Origin of the sequence: Caulobacter sp. 602-2 (assembly GCF_011043625.1) — a bacterium.
Classification (GTDB): Bacteria; Pseudomonadota; Alphaproteobacteria; order Caulobacterales; family Caulobacteraceae; genus Caulobacter.
The window spans coordinates 110,756-134,080 of record NZ_JAAKGT010000008.1 but is presented as its reverse complement, the minus strand read 5'-3'; the positions used below and the strand labels follow the sequence as shown (position 1 = coordinate 134,080).

The following is a 23,325-nucleotide window of genomic DNA, read 5'->3' as shown; positions in this document are numbered from 1 at the left end:
CCGTAAAAACGCGCATCTAGGCGCCATGCGCCGGTTCGACTTTTCCAGCCCCGACTTCGCCCAGGCCTTCAAGGCCTTCCTCGACGAGCGCCGCGGTTCGCCCGCCGACGTCGACGCCGCGACCGCGGATGTGCTGGAGGCCGTGCGACACGGCGGGCTGGACGCCGTGCTCGACTACACCCGCCGCTTCGACAAGGTGGAGCTGACGCCGCAGACCGTGCGCGTCACCGCCTACGAGATCGAGGCCGGCGCGGCCGAGTGCTCTATCGAGGTGCGCGAGGCCATCGCCTTCGCCGCGGCCCGCATCCGCGCCTATCACAGCCGCCAGCGTCCGGCCGACCAGGCCTGGACCGACGAGGCCGGCGTCGAGCTCGGCTGGCGCTGGACGCCGCTGGAGGCCGTGGGCGTCTACGTGCCCGGCGGCCGCGCCGCCTATCCCTCGACCGTGCTGATGAACGCCGTGCCGGCCCAGGTGGCGGGCGTCGACCGCATCGCCATGGTCACCCCGCCCGGCAAGCTGCAGCCTGCGGTGCTCGCGGCGGCCAAGGAAGCCGGCGTCACCGAGATCTGGCGCATCGGCGGGGCCCAGGCCGTGGCCGCGCTCGCCTATGGCGCCGGACCCATCCAGCCGGTCGACAAGATCGTCGGCCCGGGCAACGCCTATGTCACCGCCGCCAAGCGCCGCCTGTACGGTGTGGTCGGCATCGACGCCCTGGCCGGCCCATCGGAGATCGTCGTGGTCGCTGACCGTGACAACAACCCCGACTGGATCGCCGCCGACCTGCTGAGCCAGGCCGAGCACGACCCGGCCGCCCAGTCGATCCTGATCACCGACGACGAAGGCTTCGCCGCCGCCGTCGAGGCCGCCGTGACCGAGCGGCTCAAGACCCTGTCGACCGGCGAGGACGCCGCCGCCTCGTGGCGCGACCACGGCGCGGTGATCATCGCCCCGCTGGACGAGAGTCCGGCCCTGGTGGACGCCATCGCGCCCGAGCACGTCGAGTTCGCCACGGAGAACCCGGAAGCGCTGTCGGACCGGGTGCGCCACGCCGGCGCGATCTTCCTGGGCCGCCTGACGCCGGAAGCCATCGGCGACTACGTGGCCGGCTCCAACCACGTGCTGCCGACCAGCCGCGCGGCGCGCTTCCAGTCGGGCCTGTCGATCTACGACTTCATCAAGCGCACCTCGATCGTGAAGTGCGACGCGGCCTCGTTCGGCATCCTGGGTCCGCACACGGCGGCGCTGGCGCAGGCCGAGGGCCTGCCGGCCCACGCCCTGTCCGCATCCATCCGGTTGCCTTCGAAGGGCTGACAGGCAAATCTCGCCATCCGATGTCAGACGCGCCCAAGCACTTCCTGAAGACGATCGCCATCGACGAGGATTCGCTGGCCGCGGCCTCGCGCGACCAGGAGCAGGAGCGCCAGGTCGCGATCTTCGATCTCCTGGACGAGAACTATTTCGAGCCGGCCGAGGCGCAGGGCGGGCCCTATGACCTGAAGCTGTCGCTGATCGAGAACCGGCTGGCGCTGGATATCGCCGGCGCCGGCTACGAGAAGCGGCACCTGCTGTCGCTGTCGCCGTTCCGCGGGGTGATCCGCGACTATTTCATGATCTGCGACAGCTACTACCAGGCGATCCGCAACTCGACGCCCCAGCAGATCGAGGCCTTGGACATGGGCCGGCGCGGCCTGCACAACGAAGGTTCGGCCCTGCTGCGCGAGCGGCTGGACGGCAAGGTGAAGACCGATCTCGACACGGCCCGGCGCCTTTTCACGCTGATCTGCGCGCTGCACTGGCGGGGCTGATCGTGGTCGATCTGCCCGATGCGGTGCTGTTCACCTGCAACTACAACCGCGTGCGCTCGCCGATGGCCGAGGCGCTGTTCAAGCGCTTCTACGGCACCCGGGCCTATGTCGATTCCTGCGGGCTGAAGCCGGACCCCGCCGGGGAGGGGATCGACCCCTTCGTGGTGGCGGTGATGGACGAGATGGGCGTCGATGTGGCCGCCCACCAGCCCAAGACCTTCGACGAGCTGGAGGACGACAGCTTCGACGTCGTCGTCTCGCTGACGCCCGAGGCCCAGCATCGGGCGGTGGAGCTGTCGCGCGACCGCTCGGTCGAGATCGAGTACTGGCCGACCCACGATCCGACCCTAGTGAACGACGGCTCGCGCGACGCCATGCTGGCGGCCTATCGCGAGGTTCGCGACACGCTTTCGGCCGCGATTCGCGCGCGTTTCGGGACACCATCGACGTTTGGGGGGTGAATGCGCTATAAGCCCCGCCTCGCAGCCGCGGCTCGCGTCACGACTCGCCCGCGGGTCGCGCGGGCCGCGTTGCTATTGAACCCCTGTTGAGAGGCCTGATGGCTAAGGAAGAACTGCTCGAGTTTCCCGGCACGGTCAGCGAACTGCTGCCCAACGCCACCTTCCGCGTGAAGCTCGAGAACGATCACGAGATCATCGCCCACACCGCCGGCAAGATGCGCAAGAACCGCATCCGCGTGCTGGCCGGCGACAAGGTGCTCGTGGAAATGACGCCCTACGACCTGACCAAGGGCCGTATCACCTACCGCTTCAAGTAAGCCGGGCGCGCACATGACGGTCGCCCAGCCTTCGCTGGTCCTGGCCAGTGCGAGCCCCCGGCGCTTGGACCTGTTGGCCCAGGTCGGCGTAACGCCCGACCGGGTCGATCCCGCCGACATCGACGAGTCGCCACTGCGCGACGAGACCCCGCGTCGCCACGCCCTGCGCCTGGCGCAGGAGAAGGCGCGCGCCGTCGCCGCCCGCTCGCCGGGCGATTTCGTGCTGGCCGCCGACACGGTGGTGGCCGTCGGCCGCCGCATCCTGCCAAAGGCCGAGAGCGAGGGCGACGTCCGCTACTGCCTGACGCTGCTGACCGGACGCGCCCACAAGGTGCTGACCGGCGTCGCGCTGATCGGGCCGGACGGAACGATCAGCTCGCGCGTCGTCGAGACCCGGGTGGTGTTCAAACGCCTCTCGGCTTCCGAATTCGAATCCTACGTCGCGGGCGGGCAGTGGCGCGGCAAGGCCGGCGGCTACGGCGTGCAGGGGCAGGCGGGCGGCTTCATCGTCGACCTGCAGGGCTCCTATCCCAGCGTCGTGGGCCTGCCGCTGTACGAGACCCTGTGCATGCTCGAAGGCAAGGGCTGGACCCGTCGCGAGGCCGCCGCATGAGCGAGCGTCGCGCATACCTCCACAAGGGCGTCGGCGAGACCGTCGGCGTCGTCACCCTGGACGGCCGGCCCGAGCGGCTGATCGTGCAGTGGCCGGGCGATGATCCGCTGGACGCCGAGGGCGTGCGGGGCGTGGCCCGGGTGAAATCCATCGAGCGCGCTTTCGGGGCGGCCTTCGTGGCCCTGCCGGGCGGCGCCGACGTGCTGCTGCCGATCAAGCCGGACATGCCCAAGCTGGTGCAGGGCGGCCTGGTCGAGATCGAGATCCGCACCGTCTCGCGCGCCGACAAGGCCGCCGTCGCCCGTTTCGTCGCCGAAGGTCCCGTGGGGGAGGGGGCCGAACCGCGCGTGCTGGCCGCGGCCCCCACGGTCGAGGAGCAGCTTCGCCACTATGTGAAGGCCGGCTCGCCGACCACTGGCGAGCGCGCCCTGGAGGCCGTAGAGGCGGCCGAGGCCGACATCCTCGAGACGATCTTCGCCCTGCCGGGCGGGGGCGACGTCGCCGTCGAGACGACCCGCGCCCTGACCTCGGTCGACGTCGACCTGGGCGGCCGGGAAGGCGACGCCAAGCGCGCCGCCCGCCAGGCCAACATGGCCGCCATCGCCGTTTCGGCCCGCGTGCTGCGCCTGAAGGGGCTGGGCGGCCTGGTGGTGTTCGACCTGGTGGGGCGCGGCCATGACGGCCAAGCCCTGACCGTGGCGGCCCGCAACGCCTTCGCGCCCGACAACCCTGGCGTGGCGATCGGGGCGATCAGCAAGTTCGGGGCGCTGGAGATGGCCCTTCCGCGCCGCGCACGGCCGGTCATGGAGCGCCTGGTCGACGCCCGCGGGGCCTGGACGGCGCCCTACGCCGCCCGCCGCCTGGCGCGGGCTCTGGAGCGGGAAGGGCGGGCCGATCCTGGCGGCCGCCTGGCGGCCCGCTGCGCCCCGGCCGTGCTGGAGGCCTTCGCCGAGCTCGACGCCGGCCTGGCCGAGCGCCTGGGCCGCCGTTTCACCGTTTCGGCCGAGCCGGGCTGGAGCAACGACCGCATCGAGGTGTCCGCGGCATGAGCAGCGCCTGTCCCATCTGCGGCAAGCCCGCCCAGGACGCCACGCGTCCGTTCTGCTCCAAGCGCTGCTCGGACGTGGACCTGCAGCGCTGGCTGTCGGACCGCTACGTCGTGCCGGGCGGTCAGGACGACGAGGAAAACCCTCCATCCACAGACTTCGACAATTAGTCGAAAAGGCCGCTGGACAAGCCCGGCGGCCTCTCTTATAGACCCCCTCCTCGCCGCAGGGCGAGGCCAGGAGCGGCCTTCACCGCTTCGAAGGCCCAAGGGCCTGGGTAGCTCAGTTGGTAGAGCAGCGGATTGAAAATCCGCGTGTCGCTGGTTCGATTCCGGCCCCAGGCACCACCTTCCTTCTCCCCTGTGCAGAACGGGTTTGCGGCGCTCCGAAGGAGCCTGCGTATTCGCGCGTTCTAGAACGGTTTCCATTCGTTGTTCACGGCTCGCTTCTAGGGGGGGGGCGGGCGGCGTGAGCCCGGGCGTTCCGGGGCGGGGTCGTCGGCATTCGACCCAATCAACCCTTCTTTTTCGGGGCATACAGGGGGGGCACGGGGCTACCCATGTTCGAGAAGCTCCGCCGAACGTTGAGCAGGACAACGATAGCCGCAACGCCAACCGCGCCTTCACAGCCCGCTGATAAGGTCGTGCCTTACCGTTTGGCTGCGATCGATGTTGTCAAGGCGGTGAGGCGCGACTAGCAATCAAGTCATGCTGACCAGGATCGAAATCGACGGCTTCAAAACGTTCGAGGGCTTCGCTCTCGATCTGCAGCCTTTCACGGCAATTGTCGGACCCAACGCCAGTGGAAAGTCGAACCTCTTCGACGCCCTTCGATTCCTGTCGCTTCTCGCGCAGACCGACATTCGGACAGCGATGCAGGACCTTCGCGGCCTGCCGGAGGAGCTATTCCGACAAACCCCGTCGGGGAATGTCGACACAATGCGCTTCGCGGTAGAGGTCTTACTTGAGCGAACAGGTACCGACGCGTTCGGGCGGACCTACGTGATCACAGCGCAGCGGCTTCGCTATGAACTGGTCCTGGAGATGATCCGCGACGCTGACGGATACCCACGTAGCGTGCAGGTCGTGAACGAGCACTGCCGACCTCTTTCCAGGAAAGAAGACACTGCGTCGTATTTGGCGGCCATAAAGCCGAAGTACAATTCGCAAAGCCCCTTCATCCGCGTCAGCGATGATGGTGAAGCGCTATGGCTGCGACAAGATGGTTTTCAAAAGCGGGGCAGGCCCGTCAGCCTTTCCCTCGTCGAGGCGTCTCGGACCGGTCTATCGACAGTGACCACCGCCGAGTTTCCGCACCTTTACGCACTACGCTCTGCGCTTTCGGCGTTCAGATTTTTAGAGATCAATCCCAAGGCGGCACGCAGCAGCAACGACCGGTTTGAGGATCGGACCCTTAAACCAGATGCGTCCAATCTCGCGGCCGTACTCGCAGATCTTAAAGATGAAACGGCGAGCGACACGCGACCCGATGGCGTCCTAGCGGACATTGCGGCCGACCTTTCGTCGCTTATCCCCTCGGTATGCAAGCTTCAGGTTAGCAATGATGCTGCTCAGAGGCAGATTTCTTTTAGCTTGGTTTTTACGGACTCATTGGAGTTCAGCTCGCGCGTCATATCTGACGGCACGTTGCGTCTTTTGGCGCTGCTAACGATACTTAATGACCCACGACGTCGAGGCACGCTATGCTTTGAAGAGCCCGAAAATGGCGTGCATGAAGGTCGCGTGCCAATGCTCATTAAATTTCTCCGCGATGCTGCTCGCATCGAACCTGGTTCAGACACCGTCCCGTTTCAGATTCTGATCAATACCCATTCTCCGAAAGTAATGAGTGCGCTCGAGGATAGCGAAATCGTTGCTGCCGATGGAGTTTCGGTCATCGACCCTGCGACACGCAAAAAGGCCAACAGGACCCGTATGCGAACAGGGTTGGGCCGAGAGATGGACATGTTTGATCCGGAGCGCCACCTCACGCGGTTCGAAGTCGATCGCCTCCTTCAAAATGCGACTGACGCCGCATGAGCACCTATGTCGCTTGGGCCGTCCTTTACGAGGGCGAGACTGACGCTGCCTATTATGACGTCCTTATTCCTCGAGTGATGGAGGAGATGGTTATCGCTGGCACCAAATTGCCGACAATCCCAACTGCGCCCGCCGTCCGCTTCACCCGAGGATCATCAGAAAAGGTCGCAGCGGAAGCCTGCGCTGCGTCAGAAGCGTTTCACTTGGTCTTTATCCATGCCGACACCGGGGGGCGCAGCCTTGAGGCTGGAATGGGCCAGCGGTCTACGGATTACTGCCAAGCTATGAACGACCGTTGCGAGTGGCCGATGCCGCGCTGCATCGTTATTGCGCCTCGTCACGAAACCGAGGCTTGGATTTTGGCTGATCCACAAGCGGTGACGAGCACCCTGGGCTATAGTGGGGCTCCTGCCGCGATAGGGCTTCCTGCAAACGCCGCCGCTGCTGAGCGGCTCGCCGATCCCAAAGCTGTTCTGCACAGCGCAATCGTTGAGGTTCGGGGGCGCAGACGGGCTGTCGACGTCACCCAGGTGTTCCCGGCCATCGCGCAACGCCAGCGTTTAGAAGAACTTCGTCGGGCCAGATCATTTCAGGTTTTCGAGGATCATGTTCGACGAGCCTTGAACGACCTCGGCTGCCTGTAGACCTAGCATCAAAATGCAACCAGAAAGCAGCGCTTTCGACAGTTAGCCAACCAAGGCTGGACTTAGGCGCGGCCCGGCTCTCACGCTGCAACATTCCCCACACGGAAAGCCGGCGGGCGAATGAAGGGGGAAGCGCCGCACTCCGGCCGGGGTGAGGGTGCTCCTTCTGCTCTCTTGCGGCCGGGGAGGGGCGAGGTCAGCGTCCTTCGCTCAAGCTTCTAGCTAAGTCGGCGGGGCGACGGATTCTTGTCCCGCCAGGACATTTGCGTGCGGCCGCTGAGATTCTGGGGTGCCTCGTTTGGAGGACATCTGACCACCCCGCGCGCACTTGCCGGAAGATCGCTGTTTTGTCGCTATGCTGCGCTGCGGCGCCAATATTCCCTTTGGTAGGGAAAAACCGCCCCGAAATCCTGATTTGCCATTTGTGCAGTGCAGCAAAGGGCGTCCATCGGGGGGGACTGTCGTAAATTTATGCCCAAGCGGCCCCCTTGACGGTGCGAAAAGGGGTTGCCAAAGGACCCATGCCGCAATTCTAACATTGCGGTAAGGCCTGGGCTTCGAGAGGAGCTCCGGTCACTCGCGCTTCGAAACGATCCTTCACGGCGGGCATGAGCCTTCCGCGGCGGGCGTAACGGGTCGAGCGCAGCGAAGCGGGTTCGCCCACCTTCCGAGAGATCGGATGGGAAAGCGGGCTTTTCAAGTTAGGGTGGAGACGCTCTCGCGCGACGACCCTCGGTCCAAACGTGCTAGACCAATCAGGAACTGGCGACAGATGCTCGACATTAAACGGAAGACCCCCCTCATCGCTCTCGTCGGCGCCATGGCGCTGATGGCGAGCGCCCCGGCCTTCGCTCAGGACGCCGCCGCTCCCGCGCCGGCCACCACCGAAGCCGCCGCTCCGGCCGCCACCCCGGCTGCTGAAACCCCGGCCCCGGCCGCTGACGCCGCTCCCGCCGAGGACGCCGGTGAAGCCGCCACCGAAAAGATGAAGTCGCACTCGCTGACCCCGGTCGGCATGTTCCTGGCCGCCGGCATCGTCGTTAAGGTCGTCATGATCGGCCTGATCCTGGCCTCGATCTTCTCGTGGGTGCTGCTGATCACCAAGCTCCTCGAGTTCGCCAGCCTGAACAAGCAGACCGACCAGTTCCTGGAAGCCTTCCGCGGCGCCCGTTCGATCTCCGACATCGCCCGCATCGGCTCGTCGGAAGAATTCGAAGGCAACCCGCTGGCCGACATGGCCGCCGCGGCCGCCCAAGAAGTCGAACTGTCGCGTCAAGCCGGTCTGCAAGTCGGCGGCGAACACCGCGACTCGACCCTGGCCCGCGCCACCTACGCCATCAACGCCGTGCAAGCCTCGCTCGCCAAGCGTCTGTCGGGCGGCATGGTGTTCCTGGCTTCGGTCGGTTCGGGCGGTCCGTTCATCGGTCTGTTCGGTACGGTGTACGGGATCATGACCTCGTTCATCAGCATCGCGAACACCAACACGACCAACCTCGCCGTCGTGGCCCCGGGTATCGCTGAAGCCCTGCTCGCCACCGGTATCGGTCTGTTCGCCGCTATCCCGGCCGTTATCTTCTACAACTACTTCCAAACCCGCATCTCGGCTTTCGGCACCCGCTCGGAAGGCTTCGTTGCTGAACTGATGAACGCTATCTCGCGTCAGCTCGACAAGGGGGCGTAAGACCGATGGCCGCCAAACTTTCGGGCGGCGGCGGCGACAGGTTCAACGTCGAACAGAACAGCGAGATCAACGTCACGCCCTTCGTGGACGTCATGCTGGTCCTCCTGATCATCTTCATGGTGGCGGCTCCGCTGGCCTCCGTGTCGATCGAAGTGAACCTGCCGCCGGCGGTAGCGAAAGCATCGCCTAACCCGCCGAAACCGGTCTACATCTCCATCAAGTCAAACGGTCAGCTGTACATCGGCGACGATCGCACTTCGATTGACACGATGGGTGAAGACCTGACGAAGAACATCGGCAGACGCGACCCTTCGAAGGAGCGCATCTTCATCCGTGCTGACGAAAAGACGCGCTACGGCTCGTTCATGGAGGTGATGAACACCCTCCAGGACAATGGGTTCTACAGCGTGGCTCTCGTGGGCCGTGATGAGAACAGCTGAGGGGTGATGCATGGCTGAACAACAAGCGCCCGAGCATCGCCACTACGATCCGCTGACTTCGGAAGGCCCGCGCCGGAAGAAGGGCATCGGCACCTTCGGCGTCGCGACGATCATCGTGATCGGCCTGCACGCGGCTCTCTTCGCCTACCTGGCGAAGCAGAAGTTCGAGGCAGTGCTGAAGGAGTACAGCGACGAAGCCGTGGATGTGGAGCTGCCTCCGCCTCCGCCGCCTCCGCCGCCGCCTCCGCCGCCGCCGCCGCCGCCGCCGACCAACGCTCCGCCCCCGCCTCCCGCGGTGGTGCAGCCGAGGCCGCCGATCGCGCCGCCGCCGGACGTGACGCCGCCGCCGCCGCTCCCGATCCCGCCCGTCAAGGAGCGGGTCGAGCAGACGGCGCCGCCGATCATCTCGTCGGCTCCGCCGGCGCCGGTGACGGCTCCGCCGGCTCGCGCTTCGGTCGTGACGCGTCCTGACTGGGCGCGCAAGCCGAACGCGGACGACATGGCCCGGTACTATCCGGACCGTGCGCAGCGGATGGAAGTCGGTGGTCGTGCGACGATCCGTTGCACGGTGAACGCCAAGGGTTCGCTCGAGAACTGCTCGGTCGTGTCGGAATCTCCGGCCGACTACGGTTTCGGCGACGCGGCCCTGAAGCTGTCGCGCCTCTTCCGCATGAAGCCGAAGACCCTCGACGGGGCTCCGGTGGACGGCGGCGAGATCACGGTGCCGATCACCTTCCAGGTCCCGCAATAGCGCCAGGCCTGGGACGATCCCAAGAAGACGCCTCGGAACTCCGGTTCCGGGGCGTTTTTCTTTGCGCGCAACGGGGGGCGAAGGCGCGGCGGCTTCAAGGCCCCTTCGGGGCGTGCGATTTTCTCTCGTGGGGGGCTTTTCGCCGCTTGATCCCGGGGGCGGGTCCGACTAAGAACACGCCTCTCGCGGAGCCGCCTTAGCTCAGTTGGTTAGAGCGCTAGATTGTGGATCTAGAGGTCCTCGGTTCGAGCCCGAGAGGTGGTACCACGAGACGATGAACAGGCCCGGCGGCGACGCCGGGCCTTTTTCGTTTCCGCCGCGCGAAAGCGGGCGCGCCATTGCGTCGCGGCGGCGCGGCACCGCATGGCGAACGCCTTGGCGCCATGGGACTTTTCCGATGCGGCCGGGTGTGCCTGGGACGCATCGTCGCGCATCTGCACGGACCATAGCCAAGTCGCGTGCAACGTGCGTACGGTGATGTTCACGACACCGCCGCTTGAGCGGGCCCGCGCCGCGGCGCGGAGCGAGATCGGGGAGGAAGCAATGGCTGACGGCGCTATGGGAATCGTTCCGACCGAAGAACAGGTGGCGGCCGCCGCGCTGGACGTGGCCACGCTGCTGGGCTTCGCCGATCTGCTGCCGGCCTACGCCGTGGCGCAAGGCGGCGAGAAGCTGGACGTGCTGGGCCTGATCGTTCGCGTGATCGCCGCCGACGTGCTGGGCGTCGAGCCTGGCGGCGACCGGATCGCCCCCGAGACGGCGCTGTTCCTGGGCCAGGACTAGGCCCGAGGGGCCGGCGCCCGACCGCGCGTTGGTCCGGGCCGGCGATCCTCGATCATGTCAATCTCGCGCTTCCGTCCAGCCGCCGCCCAGCGCCTGGTAGAGCGCCACGGCGTTGAGCAGGCGAGCCTCGCGCACCTGCGACAGGGCCAGTTCGGTAGCCAGAAGGCCGCGCTGGGCGTCCAGTTCTTCCAGATAAGCCACGTAGCCGGCCTGATAGCGCTTGTGCGCATGGCCTAGCGCGTTGGCGGCCGCGTCGCGCTGCAGGCGGGCGTGGTCCTCTTGCTCGGCCAGGCGGCCCTGGCCCTCCAGGGCGCTTTCGACCTCGTTGAAGGCCGTCAGGGCCGCTTTCCGATAGGCGAAGGCGGCCTGGTCGCGCCGCGCGGCCGAGGCGTCCGAGGCTCCGCGCAGACGGCCGCCGTCGAAGATCGGGGCCAGCACGCTGCCGCCCAGGCTCCAGATGGTCAGCGGATCCAGGTGTCGCACCTGCAGGCCCCCGGCCGCGGCCGACAGCCTGACCTGCGGCAGGAAGGCGGCCCGGGCGGCCGCCAGGCTGGCGTCGGCGGCGGCCAGGCTCGCCTCGGCCTGGGCGATGTCGGGGCGGCGAGCCAGCAGGGCCGAGGGCAGGGGGGCCGCTGGCTGCGGCACGGCCAGGGCGTCGAGCCCGCCCCGGGCGATGGGGCCCGCGCCGTCCTCGCCGGCCAGCAGGGCGAGGCGCGCCTCCTGCCGCCGGACGGCCAGCTCCAGGGCCGGCACGCGCTGGGCGGCGGCTTCCAGTTCGCCCTCGGCCTGGCGCAGCTCGAGGTTCGAGGTCAGGCCCTGCTGGGCGCGGCGGCGGGCGCGGGCGGCGGCTTCCTGGCGCGAGACCAGGGTGGCGCGGGCGGTGGCCAGCTGGGCGTCCAACGAGGTCAGGGAGACATAGGCGCGAGCCACGGCCGCGGCGACCGACAGGCGCGCAGCGTCACGGGCGTGGCGGCTGGCCCGCAGGCTGGCGCGGGCCGCGTCGTCGCCGGCTCGCAGGCGACCCCAGAGATCGATCTCGTAGGCGGCCTGGAACTGGCCCTGCGCGGCCAGGGGCTCGGCCGGCGTGCCGAACGCCGACAGTTCGCGCTGCTTCTGCACCCCGCCCGTGGCGTTCAGCGTGGGCAGCAGGACGGCCCGGGCCTGGGCCGCCAGCCCCTCGGCCTCGCGCACGCGCGCTTCGGCGATTCCGAGGTCGGCGTTGCGGACCAGGGCGGCGGCGACCAGATCGGAAAGACGGGCGTCGCCGAAGGCCTTCCACCAGTCGGCGGCGACGGTTTCCTGGCCGCCGGAGGTGTCGGCGCGCCAGCCGGCGGGCGGGGCCAGGCCGGCCTCGGGCGGCGGCGCGGTCCTGGGGGCGGGCGTGGCGCAGGCGGCCAGCAGGAGCGTCGTCGCCAGCAGGGGGAAGGCCGGGCGCATCAGCGGCGGTCTCCCTCGCGCGGCGCCTTGGCCAGGTCGACCTGCGCCTCGACCGACATGCCCGGCCGCAGGCGGGCGAGGTCGGGCTGGCCGGCGTCGAGCACGATGCGCACCGGCAGGCGCTGGGCGATCTTGGTGAAGTTGCCGGTGGCGTTCTGGGCCGGCAGGATGCTGAACTCCGAGCCGGTGGCCGGCGAGATCTGCTCTATGCGGCCATGGAAGCGCCGGTCGCCCAGGGCGTCGACCGTGACGCTGGCGGCCTGGCCCGGGCGCATGCGGCCGGCCTGGCGCTCCTTGAAATTGGCGATGATCCAGCGCTGGGGCGGCACCAGCGAAACGAGCTGGGTGCCGGCGGTGACGAACTGGCCCTGGCGCACGCCGATCTGGCCCAGCTGGCCGTCGGTCGGGGCCAGGACCAGCGTGTTGTCCATGTCGATCTCGGCCAGCCGCAGCGCGGCGCGGGCGGCGGCCACGGCGGCCTCCAGGCCCTGGCGCGAGACGCCCACCGAGCGGACGTCCTGGCGGGCGATGTCGCGGCCGGCCTGGGCTGCGACGACCTGGGCCTCGGCGGCGCGCAGGGCCGCGCGGGCCTGGTCGCGTTCGCGTAAGGACACCGAGCCGTCGGTGGCGAGGTCGGCGACGCGGGCCATGTCGGCGCGGGCCCGCTCCAGCTGGGCTTGGGCCGAGCCGATGTCGGCGTGGCGAGCGGCCAGGGCGGCCTCGCGCGAGGCCTGGGCCTGGGTCGAGTTGGCGAGATCCGCTTCACGGGCGGCCAGGGTGGCGCGGGCCTGGTCCAGGCGCTGGCCGTAGATGCGGCGGTCGATCTCGACCAGGGGCTGGCCGGCGCGCACGGTCTGGAAGTCCTGCACCAGCACCTTGGTGACATAGCCGCTGAGCTGTGGCGCGATCACCGTCACCTGGCCGCGCACATAGGCGTTGTCGGTGCGCTGCACCGAGCCGGCGAAGGGCGGCAGCTTCCACAGGAACAGGATCAGCAGCACCACGGCTAGGGTGATCACCGCCGTCAGCACGATGGCGCGCACGCCCGGCGGCCGGGGCCTGGCCGGAGGCGGGGCGGCTGCGGCGGCGCGGTCCTCCGGTTGCGGGGGCGGGCTGGCGGGCGGCGGGGCGGCGGCGTCGGTCATGCGGGTTCCGAGGCGGGCTTGGGTGGTGTCGGTGAAGAGGGCGGCGCGGGCGCCTGGACGCCCTGGCGCTTCATGCGCACGGCCAGCAGCACGAACAGCAGGGCGGCGTAGAAGAACTGGGCGACGGCGATGGCGCCGATCACCCGGAAGACGTCGTTGAAGGCCAGGATGTTGGCCTGCTGGACCAGTTGCTGGGTCAGCAGGGCCACGCCGTCGGCGGCGCGGAAGGCCGGATCGCCCTGAGTAGCGGCGTAGGCGCCGCCATAGGCCTGCAAGGTCGCCGCCACGGCGGGGTCCGAGCCGGTCAGGTGTTCGGCCAGATAGACGGCGTGGTGCTGGGCCCGGACGGTCTGCAGCGTGCCCAGCAGCGAGGCCCCGAACAGGCCGCCCAGGTTCTGGGCCACCCCGAACATCACCGAGAAGGTGATGATCGAGCCAAGCCCCCGGGTCAGCAGCTGGCCGATGCCGAACATGAAGGCCGGCCCCAGGAACATGGCGGCGGCGAAGGCCAGCAGGGCCTGGCTGAGATAGAGATTGACCGGCGCGGTCAGCACCGTGGCGCGCGCGTCGAGGAAGGCGCCGACGGCGATCAGCAGGATCGAGCCGAGGAACTGCGGCGCCAGGGTCTTCTGGTTGAGGGTCGCAGCGCTGACCACGACGCCGGCGACGGTGGCCAGCAGGACAACGCCGTAGAGCAGGCGCTGCTGCTCGGCGGCCAGCCCCAGGACGTTCATCAGGCCGGCGGCGCCGACGCTCTGCTCGGACAGGATCAGGCGGACCAGCGCGATGTTGAGGCAGAAGCGCAGGAAGGCGGCGGTGGCCACCCAGCGGGTGTCGATCAGCGGGTGGACGCGGCCGTGCTCGACCAGCGAGGCGATGGCGATCATCACCACGGCGGCGGCCAGGCACCAGCCCAGCCACGGCGCCTCGAACCACCAGACCACGCGGCCCAGGCCCAGCACCGCGACGATCAGGCCAAGGCCGCCGCCCAGCAGGGCGAAGGTCAGGGCGTCGGTCTTCTCGAAGACGTGGATGCGCACCCCGTGCGGCAGGCGAAACAGCAGCACCGCGGCCAGGCAGGCGGCGGCCAGGCAGGCCTCCAGCGCGTAGAGACCATGCCAGTAGGCCGCATCCAGCAGGCCGGTGGAGATGACCCGGGCCAGCGGCGCACCCAGCTGCGAGACCCCGACCCCCAGCACCAGCGCGCCCATCCGGAACGAGGCCGGGAAGGCTTGCAGCATGTAGAACATGGCCAGCGCGCTGAGCGCGGCGGCGCCGACGCCGCTGATCGCCCGCAGGGCCAGGGCCATCGGATAGTTGTCGAGAAACAGGTGGGCGAAGGCCGCCACCGTGTAGAGGCTGAGGAACACCAGGGTGAACCGGCGGATGCCGAACTGCTGACGATACTTCACCAGCAGCAGGTTCATCGAGATGTTGGTCATCACGTAGATCGTGGTCAGCCAGGCGCCCTGAGTGGGGGTGAGGCCCAGCGAGCCCTGGATGGCCGGCAGGTTGACCGAGATCAGCGCCGTGCCCAGCGAGCCGGTGACCCCGATCAGGACCGAGATCAGGGCGTGGACGATGCGGAAGGGCAGGGGGAAGTCGGGCGTCGAAGGCGAGCCGGGGATCAGCGGCCGCTCGTGCGGCAGCCAATCCGGGGTCTGGCCGATCGTCTCGCCGTGCCGGGGCATCACGCCTCTTGGTGCTGACGGCGTCACTGTGGGATGCGCCGGGCCGTCGGTCAAACACCGTCTGGTCGCAGCCTGGCGAGCGTGGCCTTGCCGCGTCTTGAACGAAATTCCTCAGACATCGGCGCATCTTGACGCTTGCGCCAAATTCGAACGCTTGTAAGGGTTCCCTAGGGGTAAAGGGGATTGAAGTCTTGAGTTCGACCACCGAGATCGCCGCCGGCCAGGACGCCGAGGCGCAGGAAACCGAAGCCGTCACCAAGAACCTGGTGTTCACGGCGGCCGAGCGGCTGTTCGCCCTGCACGGCTTCCAGAACGTGTCGGTGCGCGACATCACCGCCGCGGCGGGCGTGAACCTGGCGTCGGTGAACTATCACTTCGGCTCCAAGGACGCCCTGCTGTTCGAGATCTTCAAGCGCCGCACGGCCGAGCTCAACCGCGAGCGGGCCCGCATGCTGCACGAGGCCAACGACCGCAACGCGGGCGCGCCCCCCGTGCGCGAGATCCTGGCCGCCCTGCTGACCCCGCCGCTGCGCTGGCTGGCCCCCGACCACGAGCGCCGCATCTCGCTGCAGTTCCTGATCCGCGCCCGCAGCGAGGGCACCGACGAGATCCGCCAGGTGCTGAAGACCGACGTCTCGCACCTGCGCCGCTTCTCCGACGCCCTCCTGAAGGCCCGTCCGGACCTGTCGCCGGAAGACGTCTACTGGCGGCTGCACTTCACGCTGGGGATGCTGCACAACAACCGCTTCGCCGAGTTCGACCGCCTGAACGTGCTGTCGGAAGGCCAGACCAGCGAGGCCGACGTGGTCTCGCTGCTGGAGCGCATGCTGGCCTTCGCCGAGGCCGGGTTCGCGGCTTAGGGGTGATGCTCCCCCTTCATCCCGTCATTCCCGCCCTTGTGGCGGGAAACCCTTTTTCCGTTCGCACGTGAAGCGCCGGCGGACTGCCAAGCAGTCCGCTCCATCCGCCCTTGCGGCTGACAGAGGGGTTCCCGCCACAAGGGCGGGAATGACGGGCGCTTAGAAGGAATGCGCGAAGCGGGCCCTGTAACCAGCGCGCACCAACTCAACTTCCGATCATCTGCACGAATCACCGGCATGTGAGGAACGATCGCGAAGGTCGGGGGTTAGAGTGGCCCCATGGCTCGGCTCGGCATCACTCATGAGACCCGCTACGCTTACGAGCGCCCGGTGGCGTTCGGGCCGCATCGGCTGCTGATCCGGCCGCGCGACAGCCACGCCATCCGCATCGTCGAGGCCAGGCTGGCGACCTCGCTGCCCGGCCAGACGCGCTGGAGCTACGACGCCAGTGGCAACTGCGTCTGCACCTTCCAGCCGGAGGGGGAGGCTGACTTTCTGACCATCACCAGCAGCCTGGTCATTGATCGCTTTCCCGCGCCCCTGACCGACCAGGCGGTGGCCGATCCGCACACGGTCTCGCCGATCGTCTACGGCCGCGAGGACCGGGCGGTGCTGGATCCGTTCATCCGCCCGGCCACCGAAGACGCCGACCGGGTGATGCTGCGCTGGCTTCGCGAGCAGATGGAGCGGCCGGACGAGCCGGCGGTGGATTTCCTGCTGCGCCTGAACGCCACGATCCACGATCAATTCGAATACCAGGCGCGGTCGGCCGAGGGCACCCAGAGCCCGGCCCTGACCGTGGCGCGCGGGGCGGGCACCTGCCGCGACTTCGCCTGGCTGATGGTCGAGGCCCTGCGACGGCTGGGCTACGCGGCGATGTTCGCCACCGGCTACATCTACAGCCCCTCGCACGGCGGGATCCGGGGCGCGGGCGCGACCCACGCCTGGTGCGAGGTGTTCCTGCCCGACCTGGGCTGGACCGAGTTCGATCCGACCAATGGCCTGGCCGAGTCCGAAGACCTGATCCGGGTGGCCGCCACCCGCACGCCCGCCGAGGCCCTGCCGGTCTCGGGCACGGTGATCGGTGATCCGGGCCTGTCGGAACTCAGTGTGGCCGTCGACGTGCAGCAGCTGGACGCGCTGTGCGAGGCGGCTTGAGCCTTATCAAATGAAAAGCGCCGGCAAGGCGCGTAGAGTGATGTTCAGACGGGAGGCGCCGCCATGATGACCAAGCCGTTCCAGCACCAGAAACCCACGACGGATTTCGCTTTCTCGAAATCGGAGCCCAAGGCCCAGCACGGCCAGAAGCCTGACAAGGATTGCGTGGACCTGAAGGACGAGAAGCGCTCGTTCGAGCCGCGTCCGGGGCATTGAGGGATTAAGCTCTGAGAAGCTCAGCTTATGGAGGTATGGTCGCTCATGACCGAGCTGACCGACCATGAGCTGAAAGCGATCAATCTGATCATCGCCAGGCTTGCGCCTCTAAAGCGGGATCAGATGTTGGCTGACCTGGCCGCCGCCGAGATCGAGGTGTTGCTGGCGGATCGCTCGATGCTGCGATTTCACCTGCCAGGCCATGTTCCATCCTCACCTGGTCAAACCCCTCTGGGCCAGGTTGGCGGTCAAGGGGATGAGCTTCTGGACGTCGTGCTTTTCGAAGACAGCGATGGGCGTCTTTTCGAGGTCGAACGGACTTGGCCAGAGCTGTGATTGGCTCAGGCTAGCGCGGCTTGGAGGCCTCTTGCTTTGGGGAGAAAAGCCCTCACCCCCGCCGCAGGATGAACTCCCGATCCTGGATCTCGCCCACCGGGAAGATGTACTCGCCGGCCTTGGCAAAGCCCATGCGGCCATAGAGGCGCTGGGCGCCGAAGTTCTCCGACCAGACGCCGATCCACAGCGGGCGCGGGCCGTCCTGCTCCAGCCATTCCAGGGCCGTGTTCAGCAGCAGCGAGCCGCGGCCGCCGCCCTGGTGGTCCTTCAGCACGTAGATGCGCTTGAGCTCGCCGTGGTCGGCCTGCACGTCGGGGTGGGGCAGGTCGCAGGGGCCAGCCAGGGCGTAGCCGATCGCCTGGCCGTCCAGCTCGAGGATCCAGCTGGCCTTGGCGGGATCGGAAAGGTCGCGGCGCGTGCGCTCCAGGCCGTAGGCGTAGGCCAGGAAGGTCGCCAGGTCCTTGGGCGGATAGAGGTGGGCGAAGGTCTCGGTGAAGGTGCGCGCCCCGAGGGCCGACAAGGTCTCGGCGTCATCGAGGACGGCGCGGCGAAGGGTCGTGCTCATGGGCAGGTGATGCCCCGAAAAAGGCGGCGCGGACAAGCCGTGTGACGCGTTCTTGAAATGCGATTGGTCTTATGGCGACCGGCCGACAAAGGGCCTAGGTAGGGGCCGCCATAGTGCGGTTTTTGGGGTCGGCCTCGGGCCGGACCGACCCCCATGCTTGCCAAGCGCGCACGGGCATGTCATGACAACGTTGTCATAGGGTGGACGAAATTGACCAAGAAAAAAGCCGATAACGGTGAGACGGGCCGCGACGTCCTGGTGCTCCTCGGAGGCGCCGGCGACCTGGCCCTGCGGATGCTTCTGCCGTCGCTGTATTTCCTGGAAGTCGACCGGCTGCTGCCGCGTGACCTGCGCATCTTCGGCGTCGCCCGCGGCGATCTGGACGGCGCCGGTTACCGCAAGCTGGTGCGCGAGCACCTGGGCAAGCGCGCCAATGTCGAAGAGGCCGCCTGGGAGCGCCTGGCCGCCCGCCTCGACTACCTCTCGGTCGACATCACCAAGGAGGAGGGGGCCAAGGCCCTGGCCGACAAGATCGGCGGCCATGACTCGCTGACGGTGTTCTTCGCGGTCTCGCCCAGCCTCTATCCGTCCGCCTGCCAGGCCCTGCAGGCCGCCGGCCTGACCGGCCCCTCGACGCGCCTGGTGCTGGAAAAGCCGATCGGCCGCGACCTCGAAAGCTCCAAGGCCACCAACGCCGCCGTCGGCGCCGTGGTCGACGAGAGCCAGATCTTCCGCATCGACCACTATCTGGGCAAGGAGACGGTCCAGAACCTGACGGCCCTGCGGTTCGCCAACGTGCTGTTCGAGCCGCTGTGGGACAACAAGTCGATCGACCACGTCCAGATCACCATCGCCGAGACCGAGAAGGTCGGCGATCGCTGGCCCTATTACGACGAGTACGGCGCCCTGCGCGACATGCTGCAGAACCACCTGCTGCAGCTGCTGTGCCTGGTCGCCATGGAGGCTCCGTCGGGCTTCGATCCCGACGCCGTGCGCGACGAGAAGGTCAAGGTGCTGCGCTCCTTGCGGCCCTTCACCAAGGACAACGTGGCGCACGACACCGTCCGCGGCCAGTACGTGGCGGGCGTGGTCGAGGGCACGGCCCGCGCCGGCTATCTCGAAGAGGTTGGCCAGCCGTCGAAGACCGAGACCTTCGTGGCCATGAAGGTGGCCATCGACAACTGGCGCTGGGCCGGCGTTCCGTTCTTCCTGCGCACGGGCAAGAACCTGCCCGACCGCCGCACCCAGATCGTCGTGCAGTTCAAGCCCGTGCCGCACAACATCTTCGGCCAGGTGACGCAAGGCGAGATGCAGGCCAACCGCCTGGTCATCGACCTGCAGCCGGAAGAAGACATCTCGCTGTCGGTGATGACCAAGCGTCCGGGCCTGTCGGAAGAGGGCATGCGCCTGCAGTCGCTGCCGCTGTCGCTGAACATGGCCGCGCCGGGCGCCCGTCGCCGGATCGCCTACGAGAAGCTGCTGCTGGACGCGTTCCGTGGCGACCGCACCCTGTTCGTCCGTCGCGACGAGGTCGAGGCCGCGTGGCGGTTCGTCGACGGCGTGGCCAAGGCTTGGGCCGACGCCGGCATCGAGCCGGCGACCTACGCTGCGGGCACCTGGGGGCCGGCCAGCGCCGCCTCGCTGATCGCGCCGCAAGGCCGCGGTTGGAAGTCGTAAGAGAGGGATGCGCAACATGCCCAAGCTCGAAGTCTTCCCGACCCGCGAAGCCCTCTACGACGCGGCCGCCTCGACCATCGCCGGCGCCCTGACCACGGCCGTGGCCGCCCACGGCAAGGCCGGGTTCGCCGCCACCGGCGGCACCACGCCCGCGCCGGTCTATGACCGCCTGTCGTCCCTGACCGTTCCCTGGGACAAGGTCACGGTCACCCTCAGCGACGATCGCTTCGTGCCGGTCGATCACCCGGGCAGCAACGAGGCCCTGGTGCGTCGCCACCTGCTGACGGGCGATGCGGCCAAGGCCGCCTTCGCGCCGCTCTATTTCGACGGTGTCGAGCACGAAGCCTCGGCCGCCAAGGCCGAAGCGGGCGTCGCCGAGGCCCTGCCGTTCGGCGTGGTGCTGCTGGGCGTCGGCGCCGACGGCCATTTCGCCTCGCTTTTCCCGGGCAATCCGGCCCTGGCCGCGGGCCTGGATCCCGACACCGACCGCCTGGTCGTCGCCGTTCCCAAGGGCGAGCCGGCCCCCGACCTGCCGCGGATCAGCCTGACTTTCCAGGCGTTGATTCAGGCGTCGCTGATCGTGTTGCTGGTCACGGGCGAGGCCAAGCGTGAGCTCCTGGAAGGCCAGGTCGATCCCGACCTGCCGATCGCCAGGATCCTGAAGCAGGACCGCGCCCCGGTCCGCATCCTCTGGGCGGAGTAAGTTCTGATGGCCCTCAATCCCGTCATCGCGCAGATCACCCAGCGGATCATCGAGCGCAGCCGTCCGACCCGCGAGGCCTATCTGGCCCAGATGGAGGCCGCCGCCCTGGCCCAGCCGGGCCGCGCCAAGCTGTCCTGCGCCAACTGGGCCCACGCCTTCGCCGCCTCGCCGGCCGCCGACAAGGTGCGGGCGCTGGATCCGAACGCGCCCAACCTCGGCATCGTCTCGGCCTATAACGACATGCTGTCGGCCCACCAGCCGCTGGAAGAGTATCCGGCGCTGATCAAGGAAGCCGCCCGCGAGGCCGGCGCCACGGCCCAGTTCGCCGGCGGCGTGCCGGCCATGTGCGACGGCGTCACCCAAGGCCGTCCGGGCATGGAGCTGTCGCTGTTCTCGCGCGACGTCATCGCCATGGCCACGGCCGTCGCCCTGACCCACGACGCCTTCGACGCGGCCATGTACCTGGGCGTCTGCGACAAGATCGTTCCGGGCCTGGTCATCGGCGCCCTGACCTTCAGCCACCTGCCGGCGGTGTTCGTGCCGGCCGGCCCGATGACCTCGGGCCTGCCCAACTCCGAGAAGGCCCGCATCCGCGCCCTCTACGCCGAGGGCAAGGTCGGCCGCGACGAACTGCTGGCCGCCGAGAGCGCCAGCTATCACGGCCCGGGCACCTGCACCTTCTACGGCACGGCCAACACCAACCAGATGCTGATGGAGCTGATGGGCCTGCACCTGCCGGGCTCGGCCTTCGTGCATCCCAACACCCCGCTGCGCAGCGCGCTTGTCAAGGAATCGGCCCGTCGCGTCGCCGCCGTCACCCACAAGGGCAACGAGTGGATCCCGGTCGGCCGGGTCATCGACGAGAAGGCTGTGGTCAACGGCGTCGTGGGCCTGATGGCCACCGGCGGCTCGACCAACCTGGCTTTGCACATCGTGGCCATGGCCAGGGCGGCCGGCATCATCCTGACGCTGGAAGACCTGGACGACATCTCCAAGGCCGTGCCGCTGCTGGCCAAGGTCTATCCGAACGGTTCGGCCGACGTGAACCACTTCCAGGCCGCCGGCGGCATGGCCTTCGTGGTGCGCGAACTGCTGAAGGCCGGCATGGCCCACGAGGACGTCCTGACCATCGCCGGCCCCGGCCTGTCGAACTACCACCAGGAGCCCTACCTCGAGGACGGCGAACTGAAGTGGCGCGAAGGCCCGGAAACCTCGCTGGACGAGGCCATCCTGCGCCCGGTCGAGAACCCCTTCAGCAAGGAAGGCGGCCTCAAGCTGCTGGCCGGCAACCTGGGCCGCGGCGTGATCAAGATCTCGGCCGTGAAGCCCGAGCACCACGTGATCACCGCGCCCGCCGCCGTGTTCCAGGAGCAGGAAGACTTCATCGCCGCCTTCAAGCGCGGCGAGCTCGACCGCGACGTGGTGGTGGTGGTGCGCTTCCAGGGTCCGTCGGCCAACGGCATGCCCGAACTGCACAACCTGTCGCCGTCGATCTCGGTGCTGCTGGATCGCGGCCACAAGGTGGCCCTGGTCACCGACGGCCGCATGTCGGGCGCCTCGGGCAAGACCCCGGCCGCCATCCACGTGACGCCGGAAGCCGCCAAGGGCGGGCCGCTGGCCTATGTCCAGGACGGCGACGTGATCACCATGAACGCCGACACCGGCGAGCTCTTCATCCATGTGGACGAGGCGGAACTCCTCGCCCGCACGCCTGCACCAGTCCCGGCGTCCAAGCCGGGCTTCGGGCGCGAACTGTTCAGCTGGATGCGACACGGGGTCGGCGCCGCCGACGCCGGCGCGTCCGTGCTGTTTGCTTAAAGGGAACGGGAAACCCATGAACGGCGCCAACGCACACGGCCTGGGCCTCGTCGGAGACATCGGCGGAACCAATGCGCGCTTCGCCCTGGTCGACTTCGACGGTCCAGATCCCCGGCTGATCGAGCCCACCGCCTACAAGGGCGAGGACTACGACACGGCCGAGGACGCCATCGAGGACTATCTGGCCAAGGTGGGGGTCAAGCACCCCGACCAGGCCGTGGTCGCGGTGGCGGGCCCGATCGAGCACGGCGCCGTTCACTTCACCAACATCGACTGGCGCCTGTCGGAAGACAGCCTGCGCCGCGCGGGCGGTTTCCGTAACGCCCGCCTGATCAACGACTTCACGGCCCAGGCCCTGGCCGCGCCGCGCCTGTCGCCCAAGGACCTGCGCCAGATCGGTCCGCTGCCGACCTCGGGCGAGGGCGACCTGGCCATCATCGGCCCGGGCACCGGCTTCGGCGCCGCCGGCATGGTGCGTCGCCACGGCTGCGACACGCCGCTGACCACCGAAGGCGGCCACATCTCGTTCGCCCCGGTCGACGAGATCGAGATCGAGATCCTGCGCGGCCTGCAGGCCAAGTACGGCCGCGTGTCGGTCGAGCGCATCCTGGCCGGTCCCGGCATGGAGGATCTGCACGTCCTGCTGGCCAAGATCGAAGGCCGTCCGGTCGAGGAACTGGCCGCCAAGGCCATTACCGAGGGCGCCGTGGCCGGCCGCGAATGCTGCAAGACCACGGTCGAGCGCTTTTGCGCCATTCTCGGCTCGACGGCGGGCGACCTGGCCCTGGCGCTCGGCGCGCGCGGCGGCGTGTTCATCGCCGGCGGCATCGCGCCCCGGATCATCGACCTGCTGGAAGCCAGCGCCTTCCGCGAGCGCTTCGAGGCCAAGGGCCGGCTGTCGGACTACGTGAAGGACATCCCGACCCACGTGATCCTGCACCCGCACACCGCGCTGATCGGCGCGGCCGTGGCGATGACCCCGGACGGCCAGGCCTCGATTTCGTAAGGCCCACCCACTCTTGTCATCCCGGCCGGACGCCCGCGTTAGCGGGCGGGAGCGCCGGGATCTCTCACGGTGGCGACACTTGAAAGGTGCGAGATCCCGGCTCTTCGCTGCGCTACGGCCGGGATGACAATG

At 68.3% G+C, this 23,325-nt stretch carries 25 protein-coding genes and 2 tRNA genes; 23 read left to right on the top strand and 4 right to left on the bottom strand.

The genetic code is table 11. The features are described 5' to 3' along the window. The first annotated feature begins 25 nt into the window (after nt 1–25). From hisD to G5B46_RS16475, 15 genes are all read left to right on the top strand, one after another. Nucleotides 26–1,312, top strand: a complete 1,287-nt coding sequence (hisD, locus tag G5B46_RS16545) for a histidinol dehydrogenase (RefSeq protein WP_165260458.1) — start codon at nt 26–28, stop codon at nt 1,310–1,312. 20 nt (nt 1,313–1,332) lie between these two features. Next, nucleotides 1,333–1,806 (top strand): UPF0262 family protein, encoded by a 474-nt coding sequence (locus tag G5B46_RS16540; RefSeq protein WP_165260456.1) that lies wholly within the window; start codon nt 1,333–1,335, stop codon nt 1,804–1,806. Beyond that, on the top strand, nt 1,806–2,267 hold the full coding sequence (locus tag G5B46_RS16535) for a low molecular weight phosphatase family protein (RefSeq protein ID WP_165260583.1): 462 nt from the start codon (nt 1,806–1,808) through the stop codon (nt 2,265–2,267). Before G5B46_RS16540 ends, G5B46_RS16535 begins: the two co-directional genes overlap by 1 nt. Nucleotides 2,268–2,365: 98 nt before the next feature. Beyond that, nucleotides 2,366–2,584, top strand: coding sequence for a translation initiation factor IF-1 (gene infA, locus G5B46_RS16530; RefSeq protein WP_004617696.1), 219 nt, complete (start codon nt 2,366–2,368; stop codon nt 2,582–2,584). A 13-nt stretch (nt 2,585–2,597) separates the two neighbouring features. Next, entirely contained in the window at nt 2,598–3,197 is a 600-nt protein-coding gene (locus G5B46_RS16525; RefSeq protein ID WP_165260454.1) for a Maf family nucleotide pyrophosphatase, read from the top strand. Then, nucleotides 3,194–4,246, top strand: a complete 1,053-nt coding sequence (locus G5B46_RS16520; RefSeq protein ID WP_165260452.1) for a ribonuclease E/G — start codon at nt 3,194–3,196, stop codon at nt 4,244–4,246. Before G5B46_RS16525 ends, G5B46_RS16520 begins: the two co-directional genes overlap by 4 nt. Then, on the top strand, nt 4,243–4,413 hold the full coding sequence (yacG, locus tag G5B46_RS16515; RefSeq protein ID WP_165260450.1) for a DNA gyrase inhibitor YacG: 171 nt from the start codon (nt 4,243–4,245) through the stop codon (nt 4,411–4,413). The genes G5B46_RS16520 and yacG overlap by 4 nt, the downstream gene beginning before the upstream one ends. A 101-nt stretch (nt 4,414–4,514) precedes the next feature. Next, nucleotides 4,515–4,590 (top strand) — tRNA-Phe (locus tag G5B46_RS16510). Nucleotides 4,591–4,950: 360 nt separating this feature from the next. Next, a complete protein-coding gene (locus G5B46_RS16505; RefSeq protein ID WP_165260448.1) occupies nt 4,951–6,282 on the top strand; it encodes an AAA family ATPase in 1,332 nt (443 codons plus the stop codon). Next, nucleotides 6,279–6,926: a DUF4276 family protein gene (locus G5B46_RS16500; RefSeq protein ID WP_165260446.1), complete on the top strand. Its 648-nt coding sequence runs from the start codon at nt 6,279–6,281 to the stop codon at nt 6,924–6,926. Before G5B46_RS16505 ends, G5B46_RS16500 begins: the two co-directional genes overlap by 4 nt. A 772-nt stretch (nt 6,927–7,698) precedes the next feature. Then, nucleotides 7,699–8,607 (top strand): MotA/TolQ/ExbB proton channel family protein, encoded by a 909-nt coding sequence (locus G5B46_RS16495; RefSeq protein WP_058347886.1) that lies wholly within the window; start codon nt 7,699–7,701, stop codon nt 8,605–8,607. 5 nt (nt 8,608–8,612) lie between these two features. Further along, the gene (locus G5B46_RS16490; RefSeq protein WP_058347885.1) at nt 8,613–9,047 is read left to right on the top strand and encodes a biopolymer transporter ExbD; all 435 of its coding nucleotides are present in this window, start codon (nt 8,613–8,615) and stop codon (nt 9,045–9,047) included. Between the two features lie 10 nt (nt 9,048–9,057). Then, a complete protein-coding gene (locus G5B46_RS16485) occupies nt 9,058–9,798 on the top strand; it encodes an energy transducer TonB (protein WP_058347884.1) in 741 nt (246 codons plus the stop codon). A 190-nt stretch (nt 9,799–9,988) separates the two neighbouring features. Further along, nucleotides 9,989–10,065, top strand: a tRNA-His gene (locus tag G5B46_RS16480). Nucleotides 10,066–10,341: 276 nt separating this feature from the next. Beyond that, the gene (locus tag G5B46_RS16475) at nt 10,342–10,581 is read left to right on the top strand and encodes a hypothetical protein (protein WP_165260444.1); all 240 of its coding nucleotides are present in this window, start codon (nt 10,342–10,344) and stop codon (nt 10,579–10,581) included. 57 nt (nt 10,582–10,638) lie between these two features. Here G5B46_RS16475 and G5B46_RS16470 read toward each other — a convergent pair whose 3' ends face one another. The 3 genes from G5B46_RS16470 to G5B46_RS16460 are packed head-to-tail and all read right to left on the bottom strand — an operon-like array spanning nt 10,639 to nt 14,854. Then, nucleotides 10,639–12,018 (bottom strand): efflux transporter outer membrane subunit, encoded by a 1,380-nt coding sequence (locus tag G5B46_RS16470; RefSeq protein ID WP_165260442.1) that lies wholly within the window; start codon nt 12,016–12,018, stop codon nt 10,639–10,641. Next, complete coding sequence (locus G5B46_RS16465) at nt 12,018–13,163, bottom strand: HlyD family secretion protein (RefSeq protein WP_165260440.1); 1,146 nt, start codon at nt 13,161–13,163, stop codon at nt 12,018–12,020. The genes G5B46_RS16470 and G5B46_RS16465 overlap by 1 nt, the downstream gene beginning before the upstream one ends. Next, a complete protein-coding gene (locus G5B46_RS16460) occupies nt 13,160–14,854 on the bottom strand; it encodes an MFS transporter (protein WP_165260438.1) in 1,695 nt (564 codons plus the stop codon). The genes G5B46_RS16465 and G5B46_RS16460 overlap by 4 nt, the downstream gene beginning before the upstream one ends. Before the next feature lie 191 nt (nt 14,855–15,045). Here G5B46_RS16460 and G5B46_RS16455 point away from each other — a divergent pair, with 191 nt between their 5' ends. The 4 genes from G5B46_RS16455 (at nt 15,046) to G5B46_RS16440 (ending at nt 17,424) form a co-directional block, all read left to right on the top strand. Next, on the top strand, nt 15,046–15,714 hold the full coding sequence (locus G5B46_RS16455) for a TetR/AcrR family transcriptional regulator (protein WP_116568394.1): 669 nt from the start codon (nt 15,046–15,048) through the stop codon (nt 15,712–15,714). A gap of 279 nt (nt 15,715–15,993) precedes the next feature. Next, a complete protein-coding gene (locus G5B46_RS16450; RefSeq protein WP_165260436.1) occupies nt 15,994–16,872 on the top strand; it encodes a transglutaminase family protein in 879 nt (292 codons plus the stop codon). 63 nt (nt 16,873–16,935) lie between these two features. Further along, nucleotides 16,936–17,088 (top strand): hypothetical protein, encoded by a 153-nt coding sequence (locus G5B46_RS16445; protein ID WP_205691735.1) that lies wholly within the window; start codon nt 16,936–16,938, stop codon nt 17,086–17,088. A 45-nt stretch (nt 17,089–17,133) separates the two neighbouring features. Then, the gene (locus G5B46_RS16440; RefSeq protein ID WP_165260432.1) at nt 17,134–17,424 is read left to right on the top strand and encodes a hypothetical protein; all 291 of its coding nucleotides are present in this window, start codon (nt 17,134–17,136) and stop codon (nt 17,422–17,424) included. A 52-nt stretch (nt 17,425–17,476) separates the two neighbouring features. Here the strand turns inward: G5B46_RS16440 and G5B46_RS16435 are convergent, their stop codons facing one another. Further along, a complete protein-coding gene (locus G5B46_RS16435; RefSeq protein WP_165260430.1) occupies nt 17,477–17,989 on the bottom strand; it encodes a GNAT family N-acetyltransferase in 513 nt (170 codons plus the stop codon). 210 nt (nt 17,990–18,199) lie between these two features. Here G5B46_RS16435 and zwf point away from each other — a divergent pair, with 210 nt between their 5' ends. Genes zwf through glk form a run of 4 tightly spaced genes read left to right on the top strand, consistent with a single transcriptional unit; the run spans nt 18,200 to nt 23,193 of the window. Beyond that, nucleotides 18,200–19,666 (top strand): glucose-6-phosphate dehydrogenase, encoded by a 1,467-nt coding sequence (gene zwf / locus G5B46_RS16430; RefSeq protein WP_240903539.1) that lies wholly within the window; start codon nt 18,200–18,202, stop codon nt 19,664–19,666. A gap of 16 nt (nt 19,667–19,682) precedes the next feature. After that, entirely contained in the window at nt 19,683–20,369 is a 687-nt protein-coding gene (gene pgl, locus G5B46_RS16425) for a 6-phosphogluconolactonase (protein WP_165260426.1), read from the top strand. A gap of 6 nt (nt 20,370–20,375) precedes the next feature. Next, entirely contained in the window at nt 20,376–22,187 is a 1,812-nt protein-coding gene (gene edd, locus G5B46_RS16420) for a phosphogluconate dehydratase (RefSeq protein WP_165260424.1), read from the top strand. A gap of 16 nt (nt 22,188–22,203) precedes the next feature. Further along, nucleotides 22,204–23,193, top strand: a complete 990-nt coding sequence (gene glk, locus G5B46_RS16415; protein ID WP_165260422.1) for a glucokinase — start codon at nt 22,204–22,206, stop codon at nt 23,191–23,193. Nucleotides 23,194–23,325 lie beyond the last annotated feature (132 nt).

Excerpts from the sequence above, each read along its gene's own strand:
- hisD (WP_165260458.1), top strand. The coding sequence starts at position 26 with ATGCGCCGGTTCGACTTTTCCAGCCCCGACTTCGCCCAGGCCTTCAAG.
- G5B46_RS16540 (WP_165260456.1), top strand. The coding sequence starts at position 1,333 with ATGTCAGACGCGCCCAAGCACTTCCTGAAGACGATCGCCATCGACGAG.
- infA (WP_004617696.1), top strand. The coding sequence starts at position 2,366 with ATGGCTAAGGAAGAACTGCTCGAGTTTCCCGGCACGGTCAGCGAACTG.
- G5B46_RS16525 (WP_165260454.1), top strand. The coding sequence starts at position 2,598 with ATGACGGTCGCCCAGCCTTCGCTGGTCCTGGCCAGTGCGAGCCCCCGG.
- G5B46_RS16520 (WP_165260452.1), top strand. The coding sequence starts at position 3,194 with ATGAGCGAGCGTCGCGCATACCTCCACAAGGGCGTCGGCGAGACCGTC.
- yacG (WP_165260450.1), top strand. The coding sequence starts at position 4,243 with ATGAGCAGCGCCTGTCCCATCTGCGGCAAGCCCGCCCAGGACGCCACG.
- G5B46_RS16505 (WP_165260448.1), top strand. The coding sequence starts at position 4,951 with ATGCTGACCAGGATCGAAATCGACGGCTTCAAAACGTTCGAGGGCTTC.
- G5B46_RS16500 (WP_165260446.1), top strand. The coding sequence starts at position 6,279 with ATGAGCACCTATGTCGCTTGGGCCGTCCTTTACGAGGGCGAGACTGAC.
- G5B46_RS16495 (WP_058347886.1), top strand. The coding sequence starts at position 7,699 with ATGCTCGACATTAAACGGAAGACCCCCCTCATCGCTCTCGTCGGCGCC.
- G5B46_RS16490 (WP_058347885.1), top strand. The coding sequence starts at position 8,613 with ATGGCCGCCAAACTTTCGGGCGGCGGCGGCGACAGGTTCAACGTCGAA.
- G5B46_RS16485 (WP_058347884.1), top strand. The coding sequence starts at position 9,058 with ATGGCTGAACAACAAGCGCCCGAGCATCGCCACTACGATCCGCTGACT.
- G5B46_RS16475 (WP_165260444.1), top strand. The coding sequence starts at position 10,342 with ATGGCTGACGGCGCTATGGGAATCGTTCCGACCGAAGAACAGGTGGCG.
- G5B46_RS16470 (WP_165260442.1), bottom strand. The coding sequence starts at position 12,018 with ATGCGCCCGGCCTTCCCCCTGCTGGCGACGACGCTCCTGCTGGCCGCC.
- G5B46_RS16465 (WP_165260440.1), bottom strand. The coding sequence starts at position 13,163 with ATGACCGACGCCGCCGCCCCGCCGCCCGCCAGCCCGCCCCCGCAACCG.
- G5B46_RS16460 (WP_165260438.1), bottom strand. The coding sequence starts at position 14,854 with ATGCCCCGGCACGGCGAGACGATCGGCCAGACCCCGGATTGGCTGCCG.
- G5B46_RS16450 (WP_165260436.1), top strand. The coding sequence starts at position 15,994 with ATGGCTCGGCTCGGCATCACTCATGAGACCCGCTACGCTTACGAGCGC.
- G5B46_RS16445 (WP_205691735.1), top strand. The coding sequence starts at position 16,936 with ATGATGACCAAGCCGTTCCAGCACCAGAAACCCACGACGGATTTCGCT.
- G5B46_RS16440 (WP_165260432.1), top strand. The coding sequence starts at position 17,134 with ATGACCGAGCTGACCGACCATGAGCTGAAAGCGATCAATCTGATCATC.
- G5B46_RS16435 (WP_165260430.1), bottom strand. The coding sequence starts at position 17,989 with ATGAGCACGACCCTTCGCCGCGCCGTCCTCGATGACGCCGAGACCTTG.
- pgl (WP_165260426.1), top strand. The coding sequence starts at position 19,683 with ATGCCCAAGCTCGAAGTCTTCCCGACCCGCGAAGCCCTCTACGACGCG.
- edd (WP_165260424.1), top strand. The coding sequence starts at position 20,376 with ATGGCCCTCAATCCCGTCATCGCGCAGATCACCCAGCGGATCATCGAG.
- glk (WP_165260422.1), top strand. The coding sequence starts at position 22,204 with ATGAACGGCGCCAACGCACACGGCCTGGGCCTCGTCGGAGACATCGGC.